Annotated in this window: 14 protein-coding genes; 6 read left to right on the forward strand and 8 right to left on the reverse strand. The window is 56.6% G+C overall.

Going from position 1 to position 20,314, the window contains the following annotated elements:
- Positions 1 to 115: 115 nt before the first annotated feature.
- A complete protein-coding gene (locus A3850_RS08375; protein ID WP_068215548.1) occupies positions 116 to 1,363 on the reverse strand; it encodes an IS256 family transposase in 1,248 nt (415 codons plus the stop codon).
- Between the two features lie 218 nt (positions 1,364 to 1,581).
- On the opposite strand from A3850_RS08375, the gene A3850_RS08380 reads away from it, so the two are divergent.
- Both A3850_RS08380 and A3850_RS08385 read left to right on the forward strand, forming a co-directional pair.
- Positions 1,582 to 2,073, forward strand: coding sequence for an RNA polymerase sigma factor (locus A3850_RS08380; protein WP_068215550.1), 492 nt, complete (start codon positions 1,582 to 1,584; stop codon positions 2,071 to 2,073).
- A gap of 170 nt (positions 2,074 to 2,243) precedes the next feature.
- Complete coding sequence (locus tag A3850_RS08385; protein ID WP_082921705.1) at positions 2,244 to 4,661, forward strand: outer membrane beta-barrel protein; 2,418 nt, start codon at positions 2,244 to 2,246, stop codon at positions 4,659 to 4,661.
- Here A3850_RS08385 and A3850_RS08390 read toward each other — a convergent pair.
- The 4 genes from A3850_RS08390 to A3850_RS08405 all read right to left on the reverse strand — a co-directional run bounded on the left by A3850_RS08390 (position 4,658) and on the right by A3850_RS08405 (position 8,536).
- Positions 4,658 to 5,059: a type II toxin-antitoxin system HigA family antitoxin gene (locus tag A3850_RS08390; RefSeq protein ID WP_068215553.1), complete on the reverse strand. Its 402-nt coding sequence runs from the start codon at positions 5,057 to 5,059 to the stop codon at positions 4,658 to 4,660. The two genes, A3850_RS08385 and A3850_RS08390, sit on opposite strands and share 4 nt — an antisense overlap.
- Positions 5,049 to 5,342: a type II toxin-antitoxin system HigB family toxin gene (locus tag A3850_RS20570; protein ID WP_068219573.1), complete on the reverse strand. Its 294-nt coding sequence runs from the start codon at positions 5,340 to 5,342 to the stop codon at positions 5,049 to 5,051. Before A3850_RS20570 ends, A3850_RS08390 begins: the two co-directional genes overlap by 11 nt.
- A gap of 68 nt (positions 5,343 to 5,410) precedes the next feature.
- Complete coding sequence (gene murQ, locus A3850_RS08400; protein WP_068215555.1) at positions 5,411 to 6,208, reverse strand: N-acetylmuramic acid 6-phosphate etherase; 798 nt, start codon at positions 6,206 to 6,208, stop codon at positions 5,411 to 5,413.
- 39 nt (positions 6,209 to 6,247) lie between these two features.
- The gene (locus A3850_RS08405) at positions 6,248 to 8,536 is read right to left on the reverse strand and encodes a T9SS type A sorting domain-containing protein (protein WP_157500989.1); all 2,289 of its coding nucleotides are present in this window, start codon (positions 8,534 to 8,536) and stop codon (positions 6,248 to 6,250) included.
- 66 nt (positions 8,537 to 8,602) lie between these two features.
- Between A3850_RS08405 and A3850_RS08410 the strand changes: the two genes are divergently transcribed.
- The 3 genes from A3850_RS08410 to A3850_RS08420 all read left to right on the forward strand — a co-directional run bounded on the left by A3850_RS08410 (position 8,603) and on the right by A3850_RS08420 (position 12,777).
- A complete protein-coding gene (locus A3850_RS08410) occupies positions 8,603 to 10,576 on the forward strand; it encodes a Na+/H+ antiporter NhaC family protein (RefSeq protein ID WP_068215560.1) in 1,974 nt (657 codons plus the stop codon).
- A 472-nt stretch (positions 10,577 to 11,048) separates the two neighbouring features.
- Positions 11,049 to 11,600, forward strand: a complete 552-nt coding sequence (locus tag A3850_RS08415; RefSeq protein ID WP_082921706.1) for a hypothetical protein — start codon at positions 11,049 to 11,051, stop codon at positions 11,598 to 11,600.
- A 118-nt stretch (positions 11,601 to 11,718) separates the two neighbouring features.
- Positions 11,719 to 12,777 (forward strand): PspA/IM30 family protein, encoded by a 1,059-nt coding sequence (locus A3850_RS08420; RefSeq protein WP_068215561.1) that lies wholly within the window; start codon positions 11,719 to 11,721, stop codon positions 12,775 to 12,777.
- Between the two features lie 202 nt (positions 12,778 to 12,979).
- On the opposite strand, the gene A3850_RS08425 is transcribed toward A3850_RS08420, so the two are convergent.
- From A3850_RS08425 to A3850_RS08435, 3 genes are all read right to left on the reverse strand, one after another.
- Positions 12,980 to 13,510 (reverse strand): hypothetical protein, encoded by a 531-nt coding sequence (locus A3850_RS08425; RefSeq protein ID WP_068215562.1) that lies wholly within the window; start codon positions 13,508 to 13,510, stop codon positions 12,980 to 12,982.
- Positions 13,511 to 13,604: 94 nt separating this feature from the next.
- Positions 13,605 to 14,591: a M23 family metallopeptidase gene (locus A3850_RS08430; protein ID WP_068215566.1), complete on the reverse strand. Its 987-nt coding sequence runs from the start codon at positions 14,589 to 14,591 to the stop codon at positions 13,605 to 13,607.
- A gap of 404 nt (positions 14,592 to 14,995) precedes the next feature.
- Entirely contained in the window at positions 14,996 to 16,009 is a 1,014-nt protein-coding gene (locus tag A3850_RS08435; protein ID WP_068215568.1) for a PorP/SprF family type IX secretion system membrane protein, read from the reverse strand.
- A gap of 191 nt (positions 16,010 to 16,200) precedes the next feature.
- Here A3850_RS08435 and porU point away from each other — a divergent pair, with 191 nt between their 5' ends.
- Positions 16,201 to 20,106 (forward strand): type IX secretion system sortase PorU, encoded by a 3,906-nt coding sequence (gene porU / locus A3850_RS08440; protein ID WP_068215570.1) that lies wholly within the window; start codon positions 16,201 to 16,203, stop codon positions 20,104 to 20,106.
- Positions 20,107 to 20,314: the final 208 nt, after the last annotated feature.

The raw sequence follows: 20,314 nt of genomic DNA on the forward strand, positions 1-20,314 counted from the left end.
TGGCTGCCGCTGTTTCGTGCTGCCGCCGTTTCGTGCTGCCGCTGTTTCACGCTGCCGCTGTTTCGTGCTGCCGCTGTTTCGTGCTGGAGAGTGTTCAGTGAACTGTGTCTGGTGATCAATTAAAATGCTTGGTGTACCGTTCCCCGAACGTTTCGCATAGTTCGCGGTGGATACTCGACCAACCTAGCACGGACTTATTCCAGCTATCGCGTTTGCGATCCAAGGAGTGATAGAGTTGGATGAGCAGGGATCGGTCGTTCGGCCAGGCGCCCTTCGTTTTGACAACTCGCCGGATTTCACGGTTAAGGTTCTCGATCGCATTGGTCGTGTAGGTTAACTTCTTCAACGCCGGACTCAGCTTCATACACGTCATCAGCTCGTCCCAGTCCTTGCGCCAAAGTGCAACCACTAGATCATACTTACCCTGCCAGTAGTTACCGAAGTCCTCCAACCGGCGGCTTGCCTCGGCTTCGTTAACGGCATTGTAAACCTCTTTTAGTTGACGCAGGACCTGTTTAGAGTCCTTGTCATCCAGTAAACGGAAGGTATTGCGGATCTTATGGACGACACAGCGCTGGATTTGCGTCTGTGGCCATGTCTGTGCAATCACACTTTTGAGTCCCGCCAGGCCGTCGCTGCAAGTAATCAGTACGTCCTCCAGCCCGCGCTGTTTGAACGACTCTAGACAGCGCGCCCACTCAACGGCGCCCTCGGTGCCCTGACCAGGGATAAGACCGATTACCTCACGCTTGCCTTCCAAAGTAATCCCATATGCGACGTAAAGGGCCACTTTAGCTACCCCGTGTTCACGACGCACATCGATATGAATGGCATCGATAAATAGTACGACTAGGCAGGCTGGCAAGCGCCGCCTGTGCCAGTCTTCGACCGTCTGCCAGGTCGCATTGATGACGCTCGAGATACGAGCCGTGCTCATCTCAGCACCATAGAGCTTGCTCAGCGTTCGGGTAATATCTTCCAAAGAAGAACCGGAAGCGTAGAGTTCAATGATCTGCTCTTCGAAACCCAGGGCGAGTTGCCGACTACGTTTGCGCACCGTAACGGGCTCAAAGCGTCCGGCACGGTCGCGCGAGTAGTCGATGTCAACCGCACCGAGCGTGGTCTGCACCTCTTTAGTCAACTGTCCGTTGCGCTTGTTCGTCAAGCCTCGCTGTGCTTCGTCAGCCAGGTGGTCGTCCATCTCAGCGGCCAAGGCGGCTTCGATAAACTGAGCGATGAGGGGCTTAAGTAGCCCATCTTGCCCCGTAAGGGCTTGGCCTTTGATAAGTCCCTGGACAACTTGAGTGCGGTAGGCCTCGAAGTCAAACTCGGAGGCTTTGGTTTTTGATTTAGCTTGTGCCATAATCTGATATAACAAGTTTTGTCAGACACAGTTCCTAGAACACTCTCCGTGCTGCCGCCATTTCACGCTATCGTAACGAGCCATTCGTTACTCGTCAATCACTAATCGTTAATCGTTACTTAAAACAGTCGTTAATCGATTATTCCCCCACGCTCGCCGATCAAATTGCGGGCGCTGCCGCGGGTGCCATGATATTGGGAACATAAAAGATCAAGCTTATGTCTCCCCAGGAAATCAACCACCTCAGTAACGGCTTCTACCCCGAGTACCGACCCTTCGCACTAACGCTTACGCGGGACGAGGACAAGGCGATGGACCTCTTACAGGAAGCCATCTACCTCGTACTAAAGAACCACGAACGCTTTGTATCGGGCACCAATATTCAGGCCTGGATCAAAACGATTATCCGCAACGTCTTCATCACCGGCTACCGGAAGGGTAAGCGTCGGCAGGAGATCGTGACGGAAGAAGTACCCGTTTCCAACTGGAGCAACCGCACCATCGAGGACAACCCCGCACTGGCCGAACTCAGCGCCGAGGACATCATGAACCGGGTCGAAGCCCTGTCTCCCATCTACCGCCGCGCCTTCAAGCTCTACAACAACGGCCTGAAATACCAGGAGATCGCCAACATCACCGGCGTCCCGATCGGCACGGCCAAATCCCGCGTTTGGACCGCCCGCCAACAGTTGCGGGATGGCGTTCGGTAGAGAGCTAAAACGTACGACTAAAGATCCCGGAGGACCACGCAGTAGACGCGCAGCGCATCACCATGATAGGCCGGGATCATATTTGGCCGAAGGCCAAATCGATTCCGGACTTCTAGGTCGTGCAACCCCACCCGCATCCCCTCGTCCCTACCCGTACACTCACTTCAACAATGCCACACCTAGCTACACTTCTACCAACCTCCCTCTGCTTTGCCCTCTTCCTTTTCTCCCCCATACTCTCCGCCCAGGAGGGAAGTGGTTCCATTGAGGGAAAGGTCACCGACGCCGGCCAGGCGGTGGAGTTCACGAACATCCTCCTGCTGGCCGCCGCCGATAGTGCCGTCGTCAAACTGGAACTGACCGACGAAATGGGCACCTTCCGTTTCACCGACGTACCCGCGGCGGATTACCTCATCAAAACCAGCGGCATCGGCTACGGAGAAAAGATGCACCCGGTCTTCACCCTTGCGGACGGGCAGGAACTGCAATTGGCCGATTACGACCTGAAGGGTAGTGGAACTACCTTAGAAACAGTGGAGGTCACCGCCCGCAAACCCTTCCTCGAGCAAAAAGCAGGCATGCTCGTCGTGAATGTCGACCAGAGCATTACCGGACAGGGCGGCTCAGTGATTGATTTGCTGCGTAAGGTCCCGGGCGTTGTCGTGGCGGGTAATCGTATCCAAATGGCGGGCAAGTCCGGCCTAACGATCCTCATCGACGGGCGGCCGACGCGCTACATGGACATCCAGAGTTTGCTGCGGGATATGCCGGCGGACAACATCAAATCCATCGAGGTAATCAGCCAACCCGGCGCGCAGTACGATGCGGAGGGGAATGGTGGCGTCATCAACATCGTCCTCAAGAAAAATAGCCTGCTTGGTACGAACGGGCAGGTGTACGTCGGTGGCGGCTACGGCGAATTACCCAAGGCCAGAGCGGGCGCCTCCCTCAGCCACCGCGTCGGGAAGTGGAACCTCACCGGTGGGGCCACCTACAACCATAACACCTGGGTGGAAGGGCTGGACCTCATCCGCCGCTTCGACGCCCAAACATTTGACCAGACCAGCCGCACGGAGGCGACGCCCCACAGCTACTCCCTCCGCTCCGGGGTGGATTACGACATTACCGACCGGCAGCGCATCGGCGTCAACGCCCGCTACGCCTGGGGAGAAAGCGACCGCTTCGGCCGCAACCTCACCCGGGTACTGGACCCCTCCGACGGGAACGTCCTGCAAGAGTTCACGACCAATCGCGACGTCGAGCGTCCCTGGATGAGCCTCAATACGGACGTGTTTTACAAGTACCAATTGGACACCTCCGGCCAGGAAATCAACCTCGACCTCAGCTACAACCGCTTTACCCGCGACGGATTGGAAGAACTAAAAACGGTCGGCGACGGCGGCTTCCCCGATCGCATCAACCAAGAGCCAAGCGAAGCCGATATTCTCAGCGCACAGATCGACTACAAAAAGCCGCTGAATAAAGAATTCGTCCTGCGGGCCGGCGCCAAGGCCAGCCGTGCGGAATTGGACAACGAACTGCGTGCCCTCGTCGAAAGCGGAGAAGAAATGATCATCGACGCCGGATTGAGTAATCGATTCCTGTACGATGAAGACATCCGTGCCGTCTACTCAAGCATCACCTGGGAGAAGGGCGATTTTGGGGCCAACCTCGGTCTCCGTTACGAAGCGACCAGTATGGATGGGTTCAACGTGACGACGGACAGTTTCAACCGTAGGGATTTTAGCCAACTGTTCCCCAGCCTCAGTTTCAATGCACCCCTCACTGGGCCGCTCGGGGTTTCCCTGGCTTACAGCTACCGGATTGAACGACCAAGCTACTATGACCTGAACCCCTTCATTTCTTTCCTGGATCCACTGACCTTCCAGAAGGGAAACCCCTTCCTACAACCTGAATTGGTCCACTCCGGGCAATTCAGCCTGACCTACGAGAAGCAACCTTTTTTCAACCTGAGTTACGATTACACCAGCGACGTCATCGCCGACGTGACCGAACAGCTCACCATGGCCGAGGGGCAGTTTGAGGCGGGGACGGCCTTCCAGAATACCATCAACCTGGACCGGTACATTCGCTACGGGGGCAGCCTTTTCGCACCGCTTGACTTTATCGGCAAGGGGATTTCCGGCTACGCGGGGTTCATGTTGTACTACAACGACTACTCCTCTCAGTTCCTGGGTGACCAATTAGATCAGGACCAGTGGAGCCTAACGGGCTTCTTTCAGATCAACGCCAAACTTCCGTACGAATGGAAGGGCGAAGTCTCCGGCTGGTACCAGGGTAAGGGGATTGAAGGCATTATTCGTTCCAACCCGCTCTATGGTGTTTCCGCCGGCGTGGAACGCGACTTCTTTGATGACCGGATGAACCTCGTCCTCTCGGCCGACGGCATTGTCCAGGAGTTTTTCTCCGGCACCATCCGTTTCCAAGAGCAAAATCTGGACATTCTTTCGACTTGGGAAGCCCCCGTTTTCTCCGCCAAGTTGACCTATAAATTCGGCAACCGCTTCCTCAAAAAGGGAGAGCGTCGGAAGAGTGCTGCGCAGGAAGAGCGGGGTCGGTTGAATTAGGCTTCCGCCTTTTCGCTCCTGGTAAGTGGATATTCTTGCACCAAAGTCGCTACGGGGATTTGAAGAAATTTGTGTAGCTCTCGTACCATGGCAAGCGTAAGTTTTTTCTTGCCATTTAAGACTTCAGATACTCGACTTTTAGTTCCAATTATTCCTACTAAATCCTGCTGCTTCAGATTCTTGTCCGCCAATCGAATCTTAATCGCATCAATCGGGTGGGGTAACTCAATTTGATGGTGATCGTTTTCGTAAGCTTCAATCAGTAGCCCGAGAATTTGTGCTTCATCTCGTTCGGGCGTGCCAGCTTTTGCTTGGAAAATATTTCGTAAGCGACTAAGAGCTGCCTCGTAATCGGTTTTGTTATTAATCGGTCTTACTAATACTTTATCAGAGATCATCGATTATTATTTTGTCGTATTCTTTGTGCGTGCCGATAAACAGAACGAAGACGCTCGAGTATTCATAGTTGACTTCAACAATCAAACGAAATTGATTTCCTTTTATGTTGAATACAATACGTCTTCCGCCAGTAATGCTAGCAGTCGCGTAGGTTTCTTTTACATCAAAGGGGGATTCCCAGTCGGCATGTTTTACGGTATCGTGCCATACCTTCAATACGCTCTCAGTTTCTGGATACTGTTCCCAAAACGTTCTTAAAGTACTCTTAGAAAAAATTCGCATTTGCGTCAGTTGATTCACCTTCCCAGGTGGTCTCTGTAAAGGTAAGGGAAGTTCTCTAAACGAGAACTCTACTCACTAATCACCCCCCTAACACTCCCCACCTCCAACAAGCGCCGTTTCGCCTCCGCGTAGTCGATCCCAAGGGCATCGACGATCATTTTGGCGCCGCGATCCACGAGTTTGGCGTTGCTGAGTTGCATATCGACCATGCGGTTGTCTTTGACGCGGCCGAGGCGGATCATTGTGGCGGTCGTGATCATATTGAGGATCAGTTTTTGGGCGGTGCCGGACTTCATCCGGGTAGAGCCCGTTACAAACTCCGGGCCGACGACGGCTACGATGGGATGGTCCGCGTGTTCCGTGACCGGGGCGCCCGGGTTACAGGTGACACAAGCCGTAAGGATGTTTCGACGGCGAGCTTCGCGGAGGCCGCCAATTACGTAGGGAGTCGTTCCCGACGCGGCGATGCCAATCAGTACGTCCTTATCGTCAATGCTGTGCGCTTCGAGGTCGCGCCAGCCCTGACCTTCGGCGTCTTCGGCCGATTCTACGGGGTGGCGCAGGGCGTGGTCGCCGCCGGCAATCAAACCTACCACCATGCCCGGGGGGACGCCGAAAGTGGGTGGGCATTCACTGGCGTCCAGCACACCCAGGCGGCCACTGGTGCCGGCACCGATGTAGAAGATACGCCCGCCGGCTCGGAGGCGGGGGACGATCCCTTCCACTAATTCCGTAATGACGGGAATGCACAGCTCCACGGCCAAGGCAACCTTTTGGTCTTCCTGATTGATGCGGGTGAGGAGGTCTTCCGTCGTCCGGTTTTCCAGGTCCCGGTGGAGGCCCGGTTGTTCGGTAATCTTTTCCATTCCGCAAGGTAAACCGCGGCGGGACAAGTCAAGCTGGCTTTACTGGCGGACGATCCTCCGTGTAGCCGTTCCGTCCGGACCGGAAAGGCGGACGAAATAGACGCCGGGGGCAGCTCCCTCCCCATTCCACCGCACCTGCGGCAGCGCCCTGATCCCGCTGCGCTGGTAGATCCGTTTACCCGAAACATCGAAGATTTCCAGATCGCTTACGGAACCCGTCGGCCAGCCGGAAATGACGACCGGGCCTTTGCTGGGGTTTGGGCTGACGTTGAAATCAAAAGCCTGGAGATCAGGTGCGCGGGCGGAGACCAGCCCTTCGGAAGTCAGATTACTGACGAAGAATTCGAGACCGCCGCGTTCGTTACCTACAACGGCTTCCAGCAGGCCGTCGCCGTCGAAATCCCCTAAAGTTGGGTCACTGAAGCTGCCAAACTGTAAGTCACTGATGGCCTTCGTCAGGAGCGTAAATTCTTCATCCAGGGGAGTGCCGGGGGCGAACTCGTAGGCTTCCAGGGTGCCGGAACGATTGCCGGTGATAAGTAGCGTCTTATTGGGACTTTGAATGACGTGCGGGGTCGGGTGGCCGGAGCTTACGCCGGGCGCGTTCGTATTGATCTTGCCAAGTTGGAGGATGTTGGGCGCCTCCCGATCGCTGGCCACGAAGGCGGGCTCGGTGGCCGTGCCGGTATTTTTGAAAAAGCGAATGCGGCCATCGGCACCGCCGGCGATGATGTCGTTCAGACCATCCCGGTCCAGGTCCACTATGAAGGGTTTGGAGCGCTGGTTAGCATCCATTCCGAACCACTCAAACACGGGGCGGGCGAAAACGGCGGTAGCTCCGGGGCCGGCCGTATTCTCTAGGAACATGAACTTGCCGTTACGGACGCCGATCACAGCATCCTGATCGCCGTCTCCATCCAAATCGCCGAAACTGGGCGCAAAAGCCCAGGTACCATTGAAAAACTCACTTAGGCCGAGGTAGTCTTCATCAATCAGTTCGAATCGCAGGTCCTCATCTACCGTCACGTTACGAAAGAGGCGCAACCGGCTGTCAAAAAAGTTGGTGCCAGTGTATTCATCGTTGTTGCCTACCACCAGGTCTAGCCGCCCGTCACCATCGTAGTCGAAGGTGGTCACGTTTGCCATCGTACCCACGTCGATCGCCTGATCGATCAGGAATTGCGAGGTCTTAAACTCAAAATTAGGGCTGGCGTCGGAGCCGGTATTTTCGTACCACCAGGCGACTTCCACGTCTCCGGCATTGAGCGCATTGGTGGGTGCGCCGAGGATGTCATTGTCGCCATCGTCATCCACGTCCAGATGAAAAGCGGCGGGGAAGGAGGGGATTTGGGCCACTACGCCCCCGGTTTGCCATTCGGCGTCCTGGCTACCGATCCAGGCCTGGTCCTGGCTGCCTTCGTTAATGCCCAGCGTCAGTTGGGAGTAGGAAATATCGCCGAGCATGACATCCATCAAGCCGTCACCATTATAATCCAAATTGAGGACCGTAGAGCCGGAATGGCGGCTTACGCCCCCTCCCCGAAGGCCTTCCTGAAAGCATTCGCCGGGGCCGGAGGATAGATCGAGGCTGGTGGAAAGTCCGTTCTCAAAAAAGCCACCCCAGCAGCGGTCCTGGAGTTCGTACACCAGGGTATCGGCGCCGAGGCCGCGCTCCACGCCCACGTTTTTAAAGAAGTCGAGGTAGCCGCCAAGGACGTTGAAGGTGAGAATATCCAGGTCGCCGTCCGCGTCGGCGTCGACGATGGAGGGGTAGTCGATGGCGGAGACGAAGATGCTCAGGCGCTGGTTTTCGAATTCAAAATAGAGGGCGGGATCGGGGTCACCGAAATCTACCAGATCGAAGGCCAGCAGCCCGTCCGGTTGTCGGCGGCCGCGCAATACCTGAATGCCGGTGACGTCGGGAGCGAAGGTGAATAGGTCGGGGACACCGTCGAGGTTGTAGTCCCGCACGGCCATCCAGTCGCTGACCGTCGGGAAGTGCTCGAGTAGCTCGGGGGCGGGTTCGAATTTATTACCGGCTAGCCGGCGGACGGCGACGAACACTTGCCCGGCGCGGTCGTAAAGCAGCAGGTCTTCGAGCCCGTCATCATCCAGATCGGCAGCTTGAAACTGGGCGGCGTTAAGGCCACCGAGCCAGGCGAGGTCCATTACTTCTCCATTCTGCTCAACGATGGGGAAGACGCGCTCCAATTCAATGGCCTGGGCGCTGGCGCGGGTGCCAAGATCGAAGGGCAAGAAAACCGGACCGATCCAGGCGACGGACAACACCAGAAACAGGAGGAATGGAAACGAGCGGAGGATTAGCATTGGCAAAGCGGTGAACCCTTGATTGATGGCGGAGCGGTGTATCTTACCGCGGACCAAGATTACGCTATGCCCACCCCAAAGTTTACGCTCCCCGCCCTATTAGTTGGTCTGTTACTCGCCATTTGCCCCCTTTCCGCCCAGGACACCGACGCCAGCGAATGGCTCCACGAACTGTCGTTTGGTACGGAAGGCCTCTACTTCCCCGCCAATGCGGAGGGCGTAACCATCAACGGAGACGCCATCGAGCTACGGAGTTTGGCGGATGGTAAAAAGGTCACCATCATCAAGCCGGGTTTGCAATTGGTTCGCTCCGGGGAAGGCCTTGCGCTGTACCACCTGAGTGATGAGCTGGGGACGGACCCAAATCGTTTGCGGCGGATTCCCCTTTGGCTATCCATCCTGCCGCCGTTGGTGGCCATTGGGTTGGCGCTGATCTTTAAGGAGGTGATCATCAGCCTCTTCGCCGGGGTCTGGGTGGGGGCCTTCATCGCGGGCGGACTCAGGTTTGAGGGATTCCTCGGTATCATCAAGTCCTTACTCGAAGCCGTGGAAACCTACGTGATCCGAGCCCTGAACGACGGTGGGCACCTTTCCATCATCGTTTTCTCCTTGCTGATTGGTGGCATGGTCGCCATCATCTCCCGCAACGGGGGGATGGCCGGCGTAGTGAAGCGGCTGACGAAGTATGCGACGACGCCCAAAAGCGCGCAGTTCATCACCTGGGTACTGGGTGTGGGGATCTTTTTTGACGACTACGCCAATACCCTCATCGTGGGCAATACGATGCGGTCGGTGACGGATAAGTTCCGTATCAGCCGGGAGAAGTTGGCCTACGTGGTCGATTCTACGGCGGCGCCGGTAGCCTCGATTGCCTTCATTACCACTTGGATCGGAGCCGAACTCGGCTACATTGGGGATGGCATCAAGAATGTGGAGGCGCTGGCGGACCAGACGCCTTACGCCATCTTCATCGAGAGCCTTAAGTACAGTTTCTACCCGGTGCTGACGTTGGCCTTCATTTTGATGCTCATCCTCAACAAAAAGGACTACGGCCCCATGCTGAAGGCCGAACGCCGCGCCCGGGATACTGGCGCCGTAAAGGCAACTAATGCCGACAAGGCCGTCGTCGAAGAGCAAGAGGACCTGAGCCCGTTGGAGGGTGCACCGCTAAGAGCGCGCAACGCCATTATCCCCGTCGTGACGGTAATCATCATGACCATCCTCGGTCTGCTGACGACCGGTTTCGCCTCGGCCTACGGTGACCTGGCTACCCCTCCGGCTTCGGACGGTTGGGGAGCCATCTGGAACGCCATGGAAGGCGGCTTCTTCACCAAACTGGGAGAGATCGTCGGGGCGGCGGATTCCTACGTAGCGCTGTTGTGGGCTAGTATCTCTGGCGTTGTGGTCGCCATTATCCTGAGCGTTGGCCAACGGATCATGAACGTGGGGCAATCGATGGGGACGATGACCTCCGGCTTCAAAGCCATGTTCTCCGCGGTGATGATTCTGACCCTGGCGTGGGCCCTGGCCATCACGACGGAAGAGTTGCATACGGCTGATTTCCTGGTGGAACTGCTAGGGTCAAGCGTCAACCCTTACCTGTTGCCTCCGATCATTTTTGTCCTGGCCGCTCTGGTAAGTTTTTCTACCGGCTCAAGTTGGTCGACAATGGCTATTCTGTACCCCATTGCTATTCCCTTGACCTGGGCGGTGGCCAGCCAGTCGGGTTGGGACCTCGCTTCCTCCAATGGGTTGATTTACAACGTCATCTCCATCGTCCTGGCGGCGAGCGTGCTGGGCGACCACTGTTCACCGATCTCCGATACAACGATCCTCTCCAGCCTCGCTTCGGACTGTAACCACATCGACCACGTTCGTACCCAGATGCCCTACGCCCTGACGGTGGGGGCGGTCGCCATCACCTGCGGAACTTTGTCCTCAGCGCTGGGCGGCGGCTGGCTCGTCTGCGGCCTGTTGATGCTGGCGGGGTTGGGTGTGCTTTACGGGGTGGTGATGGGGTTGGGGGAGGTGGTGGAATGATTCTCGAATCTCGATACTCGATTAGCGAGGACTGATTGGCTGCCGCTAAAATCTGCTCACTGCGTTCGTGGGATATGTGATATTTGATAGGTGATATTTGAGGACTGATTTTGCTGCCGCATGGCTATGCTCACTTCGTTCGTAACGAATCCCCATTAAAATTTAGTCGGATTTATGGGGCTAGATATAAGTAGGATTTTAAATTTCGCAACTCGCAACTCGCAACTCGCAACTCGCAACTCGCAACTCGCAACTCGCAACTCGCAACTCGCAACTCGCAACTCGCAACTCGCAACTCGCAACTCGCAACTCGCAACTCGCAACTCGCAACTCGCAACTCGCAACTCGCAACTCGCAACTCAACCCCGGCACCCGCGGCAGCGCCCTCCGTCCACGTAAAGCGTAGATTGATCTAAAGCACCTTGGGGGGCGAGGCGGCCCGGCGTACATTTGTACACAACGAAAAATTGATATGTCTAAACTCGCAAACGCATTTGATACGATGGCACAGGATGACGAACGCTTCGCTAATGTCTTGATGAAAGCCCTGGAGGATAAGAACCTCGAAGGATTTGATTATTTGGAATTCAAGCAATCCGTCGCCAAGTTGCAGGAGATCGGGATGGATCACGATACGGCCCTCCGTTCCGCGTTCGCGACCGGGAGCACCGTTGGGCTGACGCTGGAAAAACTGGTCAAGACCGCCCGCTACTACACGGATGTGTTGCAGGATGAGAAGTCCAAGTTCATGAACTCAATGGAGAAACACCTGATGAGTAACGTGGAGGGTAAAGCCAAGCAGACTGGTGAACTGAAAAAGAAGATCGCCAACTACGAAGCGAAGATTGAGCAGCTGCGTGCGGAGGTAGAAAAGGCCAAAGCGAAGATTGCAGAATCCACCAATCTGATCAACACCGCCAAAGAAAAGGCCGCCACCAACCAGAAAGGATTTGACGATGCGCTGGAAGTCATCACCTCCGTCATCAAGCAGGACGTTGCGGATATCACGCGCGTTTTGGGGTAAAGGCAATTGTGTCCGCCAGCTTCAGCAACCGGCTGGTAGTTGGTGTCGTTCTCAAGTGGAAGGGCTACTATGGTAGTCTCTTTCACAATTAGTATTGTAAAAGTCTACCGCCTCCCTGATGGCAGAATTTCCCAACGAAGCGCTGAGTAAAAAATCTTTCTGGAAACGCCCGGAAGGTATCACCGGTCTGCTGTTCCTTATCGCCGTGCTGGCGGGAGGGGCATTTCTGGTGAGCAGTTTCTGGGGCCTGATCCTGCCCTTTATCACGACGACGATCGGCCTCGTGGTTTCCCTGGCCGTGCTGGCCAGCATCCTTTTTGCGGTGATTGACCCACGGACGCGCGCCCTCATTTCCTACATGTACAAGAGCGCCATGCGCTCCGTAACGGGCGTCTTCGTGAATATCGACCCCATTGGTATTCTGAAATCCTACGTGGAGGAACTGGAGGGCAACCTTCAGGAAATGCGCAAGCAGATCGGTAAGCTCCGTGGCCAGGTCCGCCACCTCTCCACCTTGATGGATACCAATAACTCGGAGATCCAGAAGCAATTGAAGCTGGCCCAATTGGCGCAAAAGACCAACAAGAAACAGCAGATGATCCTCTCCAGCCGGCGGGCGGCGCGGCTCAAGGAATCCAACGAAAAGTACCAGGTCCTCCTCACGAAAATGGAGGTCCTCAATCGCGTCCTCAACCGGATGCACGATAACTCCGAGATCCTGCTGGAAGACACCCGTGACCAGGTGGACCTCAAGATTCAGGAGCGCAAAGCCATCCGGGCTAGCCACGGGGCCATGTCCTCCGCCATGTCCGTCATTAATGGCAATCCCGACCAACGTGCCATGTTCGACGCCGCCCTGGAGCACATTGCCGATGATGTGGCCAACAAGGTGGGGGAGATGGAAAGAATGATGGAGCTCAGTTCCGACTTCATGTCCTCCGTAGACCTCCAAAATGGCGTCTTCGCCGATGAGGGCCTCCGCATGCTCGAAGAATGGGAGAAAAAGAGCGACCTCATGCTCGCCGGTGGCCACCTCGACGTGGAAACGCCGGCTGCCCTAAAACCGGGCACCACCCAAACCTCGGGCTCCTTGGACCTCGACTCCATCCCGCGGCGGGAGAAGGATGCGCAGCCGCGGTCGGGGAAGGCTGGGGGATATGATCAATTTTTTGAGTAGGAGGAGTATTGGAGCTGCGACCTCTGGTCGCGGTTATCTCTTTTATGAATAACTCGGTATTTTGTTTCGCAGGAGTCGGGGAGTAAGGGGAGGCCTGCGGCGCACGGGCTTCGGAGCCGTGACCTCTGGTCGCGGTATTTCAAGGGTTAATTAGGATTGTCATAAACCCGACCAGAGGTCGGGTCTCCATTGAAGCCGTAGGCTACAACCCCCCCAAAACCTTCAACCCCCGATTCCGAAATCCCGGGCTAGCCGTCCCCTCCTCCAATTCCACCTGGATCAACCCGCGGAGTTCGTCCTTCAATTCCGGGTAGAGCGCCGCAAAGGCCGCCAATGTCGACATGGAGAAAACGCGGATGGCGACGGGGACATCCCCATCCGCCAAAAACCGGAAGGATAGATCCAGGAGCACCCCCTGGTTTACTTCCGACACCTGCTCCACTGGCAATTCCGAAAAGTAACGGGTAACGGCCCGGGGCAGGGCGGGGTGGGTAGCCGTAGCCGCCAACTCCAATAGGTTAGCGTGGTAGGGGAGGAGCCAATTTGGGTGTTTGCGGCCGAGGTCCCCCAGCACCATGCAGGCGCGCTGCCTCACCTTTGCCATTTTGGGATCGGGGTCATTAATGACGTCCATTAGCAAGGGAGTACGAGTCTCGTCCGCTTCCAACCATTCCAGGATCACATCGGCGTTGGCCCGTGAGTGAATGATGGCAAGTTGTTGGCGCAAATCCATTGCTAAATGTAAGACGTGGCCCAAAAAAAGCCAAGCCTCCAAAAGTGGGAGCTTGGCTGAATCGTTTTGAGTGAGTTGGCCGGTGGCCGATATACTAGTGAGAGTCGAAACTCATATTATTCTGCTGGGAAGCTTCCACCAGCGCGGCGTATTCCTTCGTGCTCAGCCCGTCGTAACAATACTGGATGGGGTCCACCCGAACGCCGTTCTTACGTACTTCGTAGTGGAGGTGGTCGCCGGTAGAGGAACCCGTACTACCAACCGTTCCGATCTGGGCACCGCGGGCGATCTCCTGTCCGCGCTTCACCTCGATCTTATCCATGTGCCCGTAGAGGCTTTCGAAACCGAAGCCGTGGTCGATGATGACCGTGTTGCCAAAGTCACCCTTGCGGCCGGCCCAGACAACTTTGCCCTTACCAGTTGACTGGATGGGCGTGCCTTTTTTACAGTTGAAGTCGATCCCGTAGTGCATCTTCTGCACCTTGTGGATGGGGTGGAGGCGGTACCCAAAACCAGAGAGGTTTTCAATCTTCCGGCTGTAAAGGTCGCGGCGGATGGGCTTGATGCTGGGGATGGCGGCCAGCATCTCTTCCTTCTGTTGAGCCATCACCATGATGCTATCGAGACTGCGGGATTGCAGGTCAAGCTGGTGCTTAAAGCGGTCCATTTTCTCGCGCATACCGGCGATCTGCTCGCCGCTCATGGGGAGGGAGCGCAGGTCTTCGTAGGAATCGTGACCACCACGGCCACCCTGCCATACGTCTTCGTCAATCGGCTCCATGCCAAAAACCACCCGGTGGGCGGAAGCATCGCGCTGTTGGATGTTTTCCAGGACGGACGTGTACAGGTCCAATTCCCCTTCCAGCTCCGCCAATTGGCTGCGGAGGATCTCATTCTCCTGCCGGGCCATCTTTTCCGATGGGCTGGGGTAGAAGTGGTGGATCAATACGGTAAAACCTGCGGCGACGAGCAGCGCCCCACAAAGCATGGTTCCGTAACGAAGGAGGGTGTAACGCAGCGGTTCAACCATCCGGTCATACTGCAACGTCTGTTTATTAAAGACGAACTTTTCGCGTCTCATAAAGTGTCAATTAGATGAAAAAGAACGACTCGGCTAAGTGATGATGAAAGCGAAAGTGAAAGACTGGAAAACGCATTGAGTGGCCGAACCGCCGCAACTAAAGTGGCCCAATCGCCTGAGCCTTAGTAACGTGGCGTAAAAGTACGCAGGGAAAAAACGCTCCAGGTGAATTTGAGTTGAAAACTTATCCACATTGAGCCTTATTTGGTGATTAAGTGCAATTAGATGGCGGTAATCACTAATTTGATGGCGCTATTTTGTGGCAATAAATTGTGTTTATTTGGAAAATTTACATATGATTTGTTGCGCAATGGTGTTTGATTTGTTGCCTCATACATCAGAAACAAGAAATGACTGTCAAGTCTTCCTTACAGCCATCTTAAGACCTGTTTGAGACATTTTCATTACTGAAACATCCGAAAGCACTCACTGTAGCGCCGCTTAAAGCGTTCCCGCTGCAGCTTTTTCGAATCCCCAAAATCAACCGCCAGGCTGAGTTCAAAGGTGGGCCCCAGGCCACCCGTCACGTTCCGCAGGTCGGAGACGACCGCATCGTAACTGAAACCTACCCGCAGCACATCCTTACGGGCCGATATTGATAGGATCAGCGCATCCGCATTCTCAAAGGCGTGGCGGTACCATCCACCAATGGCTACCGGTCCGTAACCGAAATAGCTACCAATGTTGAGCTGCTGGAACCGGGCCTGGCTGGAGTACAAAAAATTGGGCGTGATGTACGCGGGCCGCTTAACGTTGCGCCCCTTGATCAGGTCGATCTGCGCACCACCGGTAAGGGTTAACCGCATTGGGCGGCCAGCGTAGAGTTGTTCGTTGAGTTGGAGTAGGTTTTCGTCGGGCCGGTTGAGGTGGTCAAAGCTAAAGCCTCCGTAAAAAGGACCGCCGTAGAGGATAACGCCGGCGCCAAAATCCGCAGCAATCCGCGATACGGCTTCCAATCGTTCCCGGCTTACCTCGTTCCCGGCGCCAGTGAGCGGATCAATGACGTCGCCAAAAACTAGTCGATTAAAATCCAGCGAGGTATTCAAGATGCCCGCCGAGAGCCCTAGCCGGGCCTGGAAATTATTCGAAAATTTGACGTTGTAGCTGTACACCAACGCTGCTTCGGTGTTCCGGTAGGCCCCTTCCAGTTGGCGGTCGCTCATTACCCGGAAGGCGAAGTTGGACGGCGTTTTATGGACGGGCTGCTCGTAGCTCATCGCCATCGTCGTGAAGGCACTGGGGAAGGCGGCGTGCTGCGCCCGGTAGTTGAGGGTGATGCGTGGCGCCGTACTAACGCCCGCCAGCGCGGGGTTCAACCGCACGGGGGAAGCGTAGAACTGGGAGAAAACCGGGTCCTGCGCGGAGAGGTCACCCACAGCAAAACTCAGAATCAACAGGAAGGTGGCCAGTAGCCGCATCGCGCTCAAGTTTTAGGAGAGGACGGCCAACTTACGAAACTCCCGGCCACGCAAACGTTAATTCCGCCAGCGTGCCGCCGCTTACCGTCACCGGTACGACAAGCCAGGCCCAAAGGTGTTCAACCAGCGTGGCCGCGAACAACGTTTTCCCTACTCCCCCGTATCGTATTTTTGTCCTTCACCCCCTCCCTATGCGCCACCTTTTTGCCCTGCTGCTCATCCTTGGTTTTACGACTTTGTCCGCTCAGCAGCGGTTGCAGCGTACGTTGCAGTGGGCGCCCGAGCCTCAGGTCGTCACCTGGGGCGGCGAACGCCAGGTCCAGTACGGCTTTCAGGCGGTGGAGACGGTGTCATCTGCGGTCCTGTTGAATACGGGCGCTGCCGCGGGTGCTATGGAATGGTCGCCCGTACCCACCTTCTTGGAAAGTTTCGTCGCCGAACCGGGAAGGGCCTACGCAGTGGAGGTGATCAACCTTGCGACGGAGAATGTGAAGGGGTCCGTCCCCGACGCTACCGTGTTCCCCACCGAATTTGCGTTCAGCGTCAGCGTATCCCGCCAACCCGAGGGCTATCTTGGCAAAATAGCCGTACCGGCCATCATCCGGACGGTCACCGGGCTCCAGCGCCTCACTTCTTTGGACGTCCGAATCATCGCATCCGGCGGCAGCGCCCAGAAAAGAATGGGTTTCGCAACGGCCTCTGCCCTCCGCGAAGGGCAGTGGTTTCGGATCGCCGTAGAAGAGGAAGGCGTCCATAAACTCAGCCGTTCCTTCCTCACCGAAACGCTCGGGGCTAACCTCGACGGCGTGGACCCCCGCAACATCGCTATCTACGGCCAACCCGTTTCCGGCAAACTACCCGAAACGACTAATATCGCCCCACCGGACGACCTCACCGAGATGGCCATTTCCATCGAAGGAGAAAGCGACGGAAGTTTCGACGGTGGTGACTTCATCCTCTTCCACGCCCTCGGGCCGGACGCGCGGACCTACGATACCGTATTAGATCGCTTCAGCTACGAGAAGAACATTTACAGTACCCGGAACTACTACTACCTCCGAGTCGGTGGTAGCCGCGGCAGGCGCGTCGGTAACCTGGCCAGCGCCAGCAACGGGACGCCGGCATCGAGCTACGACGCCCTGTACCACTTTGAGGAGGACGAAAACAATATTCTCCACGAACTGCCCGGCAACGCCCACGGCTCCGGCCAGACTTGGTACGGAGAATTTTTCAAAGTAGCCCGGGAAAAGAACTATAACAACCTCTTCTCCGTACCCGGCCTCGAACCAGGTTCCACGGCCCGGCTGACGGTGGAAATGGGATTACGGACGGAAGTCAACAGCCGCTTCTCCGCCGTTGTGGAGGGGCAACGGCTTCAGAGTTCCAGCGCTTCCCGCGTATTCATTGGGGAACAGGAGCAAAGCCCGGCGATCCGCCCGGCGCGTATTTCCTCCACGCTGACGCTGAACGATGAAAACGTTTCCGTCCTTATCGATTACCCCATCCCGGCCGGGGCGGGAACGAGTGAGGCCTACCTGGACTATATCTCCCTGCGCGCCCGCCGCCGCCTGGCCTTCGCGGGGTTGGACCAATTTGGATTTCGTAGTACCGAGACCCGGAATGCCGCCGCCACCCAGTTCAACCTGAATGACCTCCCGTCCGACGCCCGCGTCTGGCGCGTGGACGGAGCCGACGTGCGCGCGGCCACTCTCAATGGTAACTCCTTCACCGCCAGCAACGACAACCGGCTGAACGAATACGTGGCCTTCCGCGCCAATGCCGGATTACTGCAACCCGTCGGCGGCGAGGCGGTAGAAAACCAGGACCTGCACGGTGTGACCGGAGCGGATATGGTCATCATCACCCACCCCGAATTCCTGAGTCAGGCCGAAGAACTGGCGGATCACCGCCGCAGCTTCAACGGCCACCGGGTGGTTGTGGCCACTACGGCTCAGGTCTACAATGAATTCAGCAGTGGCCGGGACGATGCCGGAGCGCTCCGCAACTTCGCCCGCATGATTCACGAGCGGGATCCAAATTTCCGATACCTCCTCCTGTTTGGCGACGGAAGCTTTGACCACCGAAATATTTTGGGCTTGGGCACCAACTTCGTCCCCGCCTACGAGCACGATGGACTGCCAACGGAAGTGGCCAGCTTCCCCGCTGATGATTTCTACGGCATCTTCGGCCCGGCCACCAACGGCCAGCCCCTGGAGCCCGACCTGAACATCGCCGTTGGCCGCCTTCCCGTCAAGACGGGCGACGAAGCGCGGGAAATTGTGGCCAAGCTCATCCGCTACGACTCCGACCCCAGCATCTTCGGTGATTGGAGAACCCGGATGGCTTTTGTCGGTGACGATGAAGATGGTGGTCAGCACACCCGCGACGTCAACCGGGTAGCTACGGCCGTACAGGACCTCAAGCCCGACCTCAACTTCGACAAACTTTACTTCGATCTCTTTCCCCAGCAAAGCCTTTCCGCCGGGGATCGCTATCCGGACATTTCGGAGGGGCTCGACCGGGCCATCTTCCGCGGCGCCCTGGCGGTGACCTACCTCGGCCACGGTGGGCCCCGCGGCTGGGGTCAGGAGCGGGTACTGACGATTGAGCAAATCCGCAACTGGAACCGCCCGGCGGCGGCGGAGGACCCCATCCAACCGCCGGTTTTCGTGACGGCGACCTGCACGTTTTCTAATTACGACGATGCGTCCTTCGTCTCGGCCGGTGAGGAAGCCCTGCTTACGCCGAACGGCGGGGTATCCGCCCTGCTGACGACGACGCGGCCGGTTTTCGCTACCCGCAACTTTACCCTGACCAACAACACCATGCAGGCCATGCTGGAACGTGAGAACGGCAAGTGGCGGACGGTGGGGGACGTGATCCGGATTGCCAAGAACCAAATCTCCCGCCCGGTGAATTCCTCCGTGCTGGACCGCGATACGGAGAACGCCCGCAAGTTTACCCTGCTGGGTGACCCGGCGATGCGCATCGCCTTCCCCGAACACGCCGTCCGCACCACCTCAGTAGACGGACAGGCGGTGGACGGGGTACGCGTCGACACTGCCCGCGCCCTCCAACAAATGAAGATCAGCGGTGAGGTAACCGACTTGAATGGTAACCTCCTGGAAAACTTCAACGGGCAGGTCTTCCCCACCATTTACGATAAGCCCGTAGAGGTGCAGACACTCGGCCAGGGTTCCCCCGTCCTCGACATTGAAGTACAACGGAACATCGTTTTCCGCGGCCGGGCTACCGTAACGAACGGGAAGTTCAGTTTTGAATTTGTGGTGCCTCGCGACATCAACTACGCCTTTGGGGCGGGTAAGATCAGCTACTATGCTTCTGACCGGTCCCAATTCACGGATGCCGCCGGCTTCTACGATAAACTAATCATTGGTGGCACCGCCGAAGGCATTACCGGCAACGACGAAGGCCCCACGGTGGAGGTATTCCTGGAAGATGAAGACTTCGTCTCCGGCGGAACGGTGGATGAGGATCCCATCCTGCTCGTCAATCTGACGGATGATTTGGGGATCAACGTAACCGGCAACAGCATTGGCCACGACCTAGAAGCCGTCCTGGATGAAGACACTCGTAATGCCATTGTCCTTAATGATTACTACGAAGCGGACGCGGACGATTTCCGCAGCGGGAAGGTCCGCTACCCGCTTTTCGATCTCGAGTCCGGCTTGCATACAGTAACCGTGCGTGCTTGGGACGTAGCCAACAACAGCTCCCAGGCGAAAACGGAGTTCCTGGTAGCGACGGATGCGGCCGATGCCGTTACCCGCGTGCTGAATTATCCCAACCCCTTCACGGACCGAACTTGTTTCCAATTCGATCACACTTTAGTGGGCCAGGAGGTGGAGGCCATCGTCCAGATCTATACGGTCACGGGCAAACTCGTCAAGACGCTTCAGCAGGATTTTCCTTTCAGCGATGGTACCGTCCGCCGCGACGACTGCGTAGAGTGGGACGGACTTGATGATTTTGGTGACCAATTGGCGCGTGGTGTATACCTGTTCCAAGTCCGCCTTCGCGGCGATGGCGTCAACGTCGTGAATAGCGACCTGGAGAAATTGGTGATCCTAAAGTAAGTCCTCGCCGTCGTCGGACGATTCACCAGCACAAAGGCGCAGCCGTGTGGTGGCATCGTCCGACGACTTGGTTGTGATTCTCTAAAGTCGTCGGACGATTCACCAGCACAAAGGCGCGGCCGCGTGATGGCATCGTCCGACGACTTGGTAATCATTCTCTAAAGTCGTCGGACGAAGCTGAGGTGCTTGCTATCGCAATCACCTCAGT

It is taken from the genome of Lewinella sp. 4G2 (genome assembly GCF_001625015.1).
Taxonomy (GTDB): Bacteria; Bacteroidota; Bacteroidia; order Chitinophagales; family Saprospiraceae; genus Neolewinella.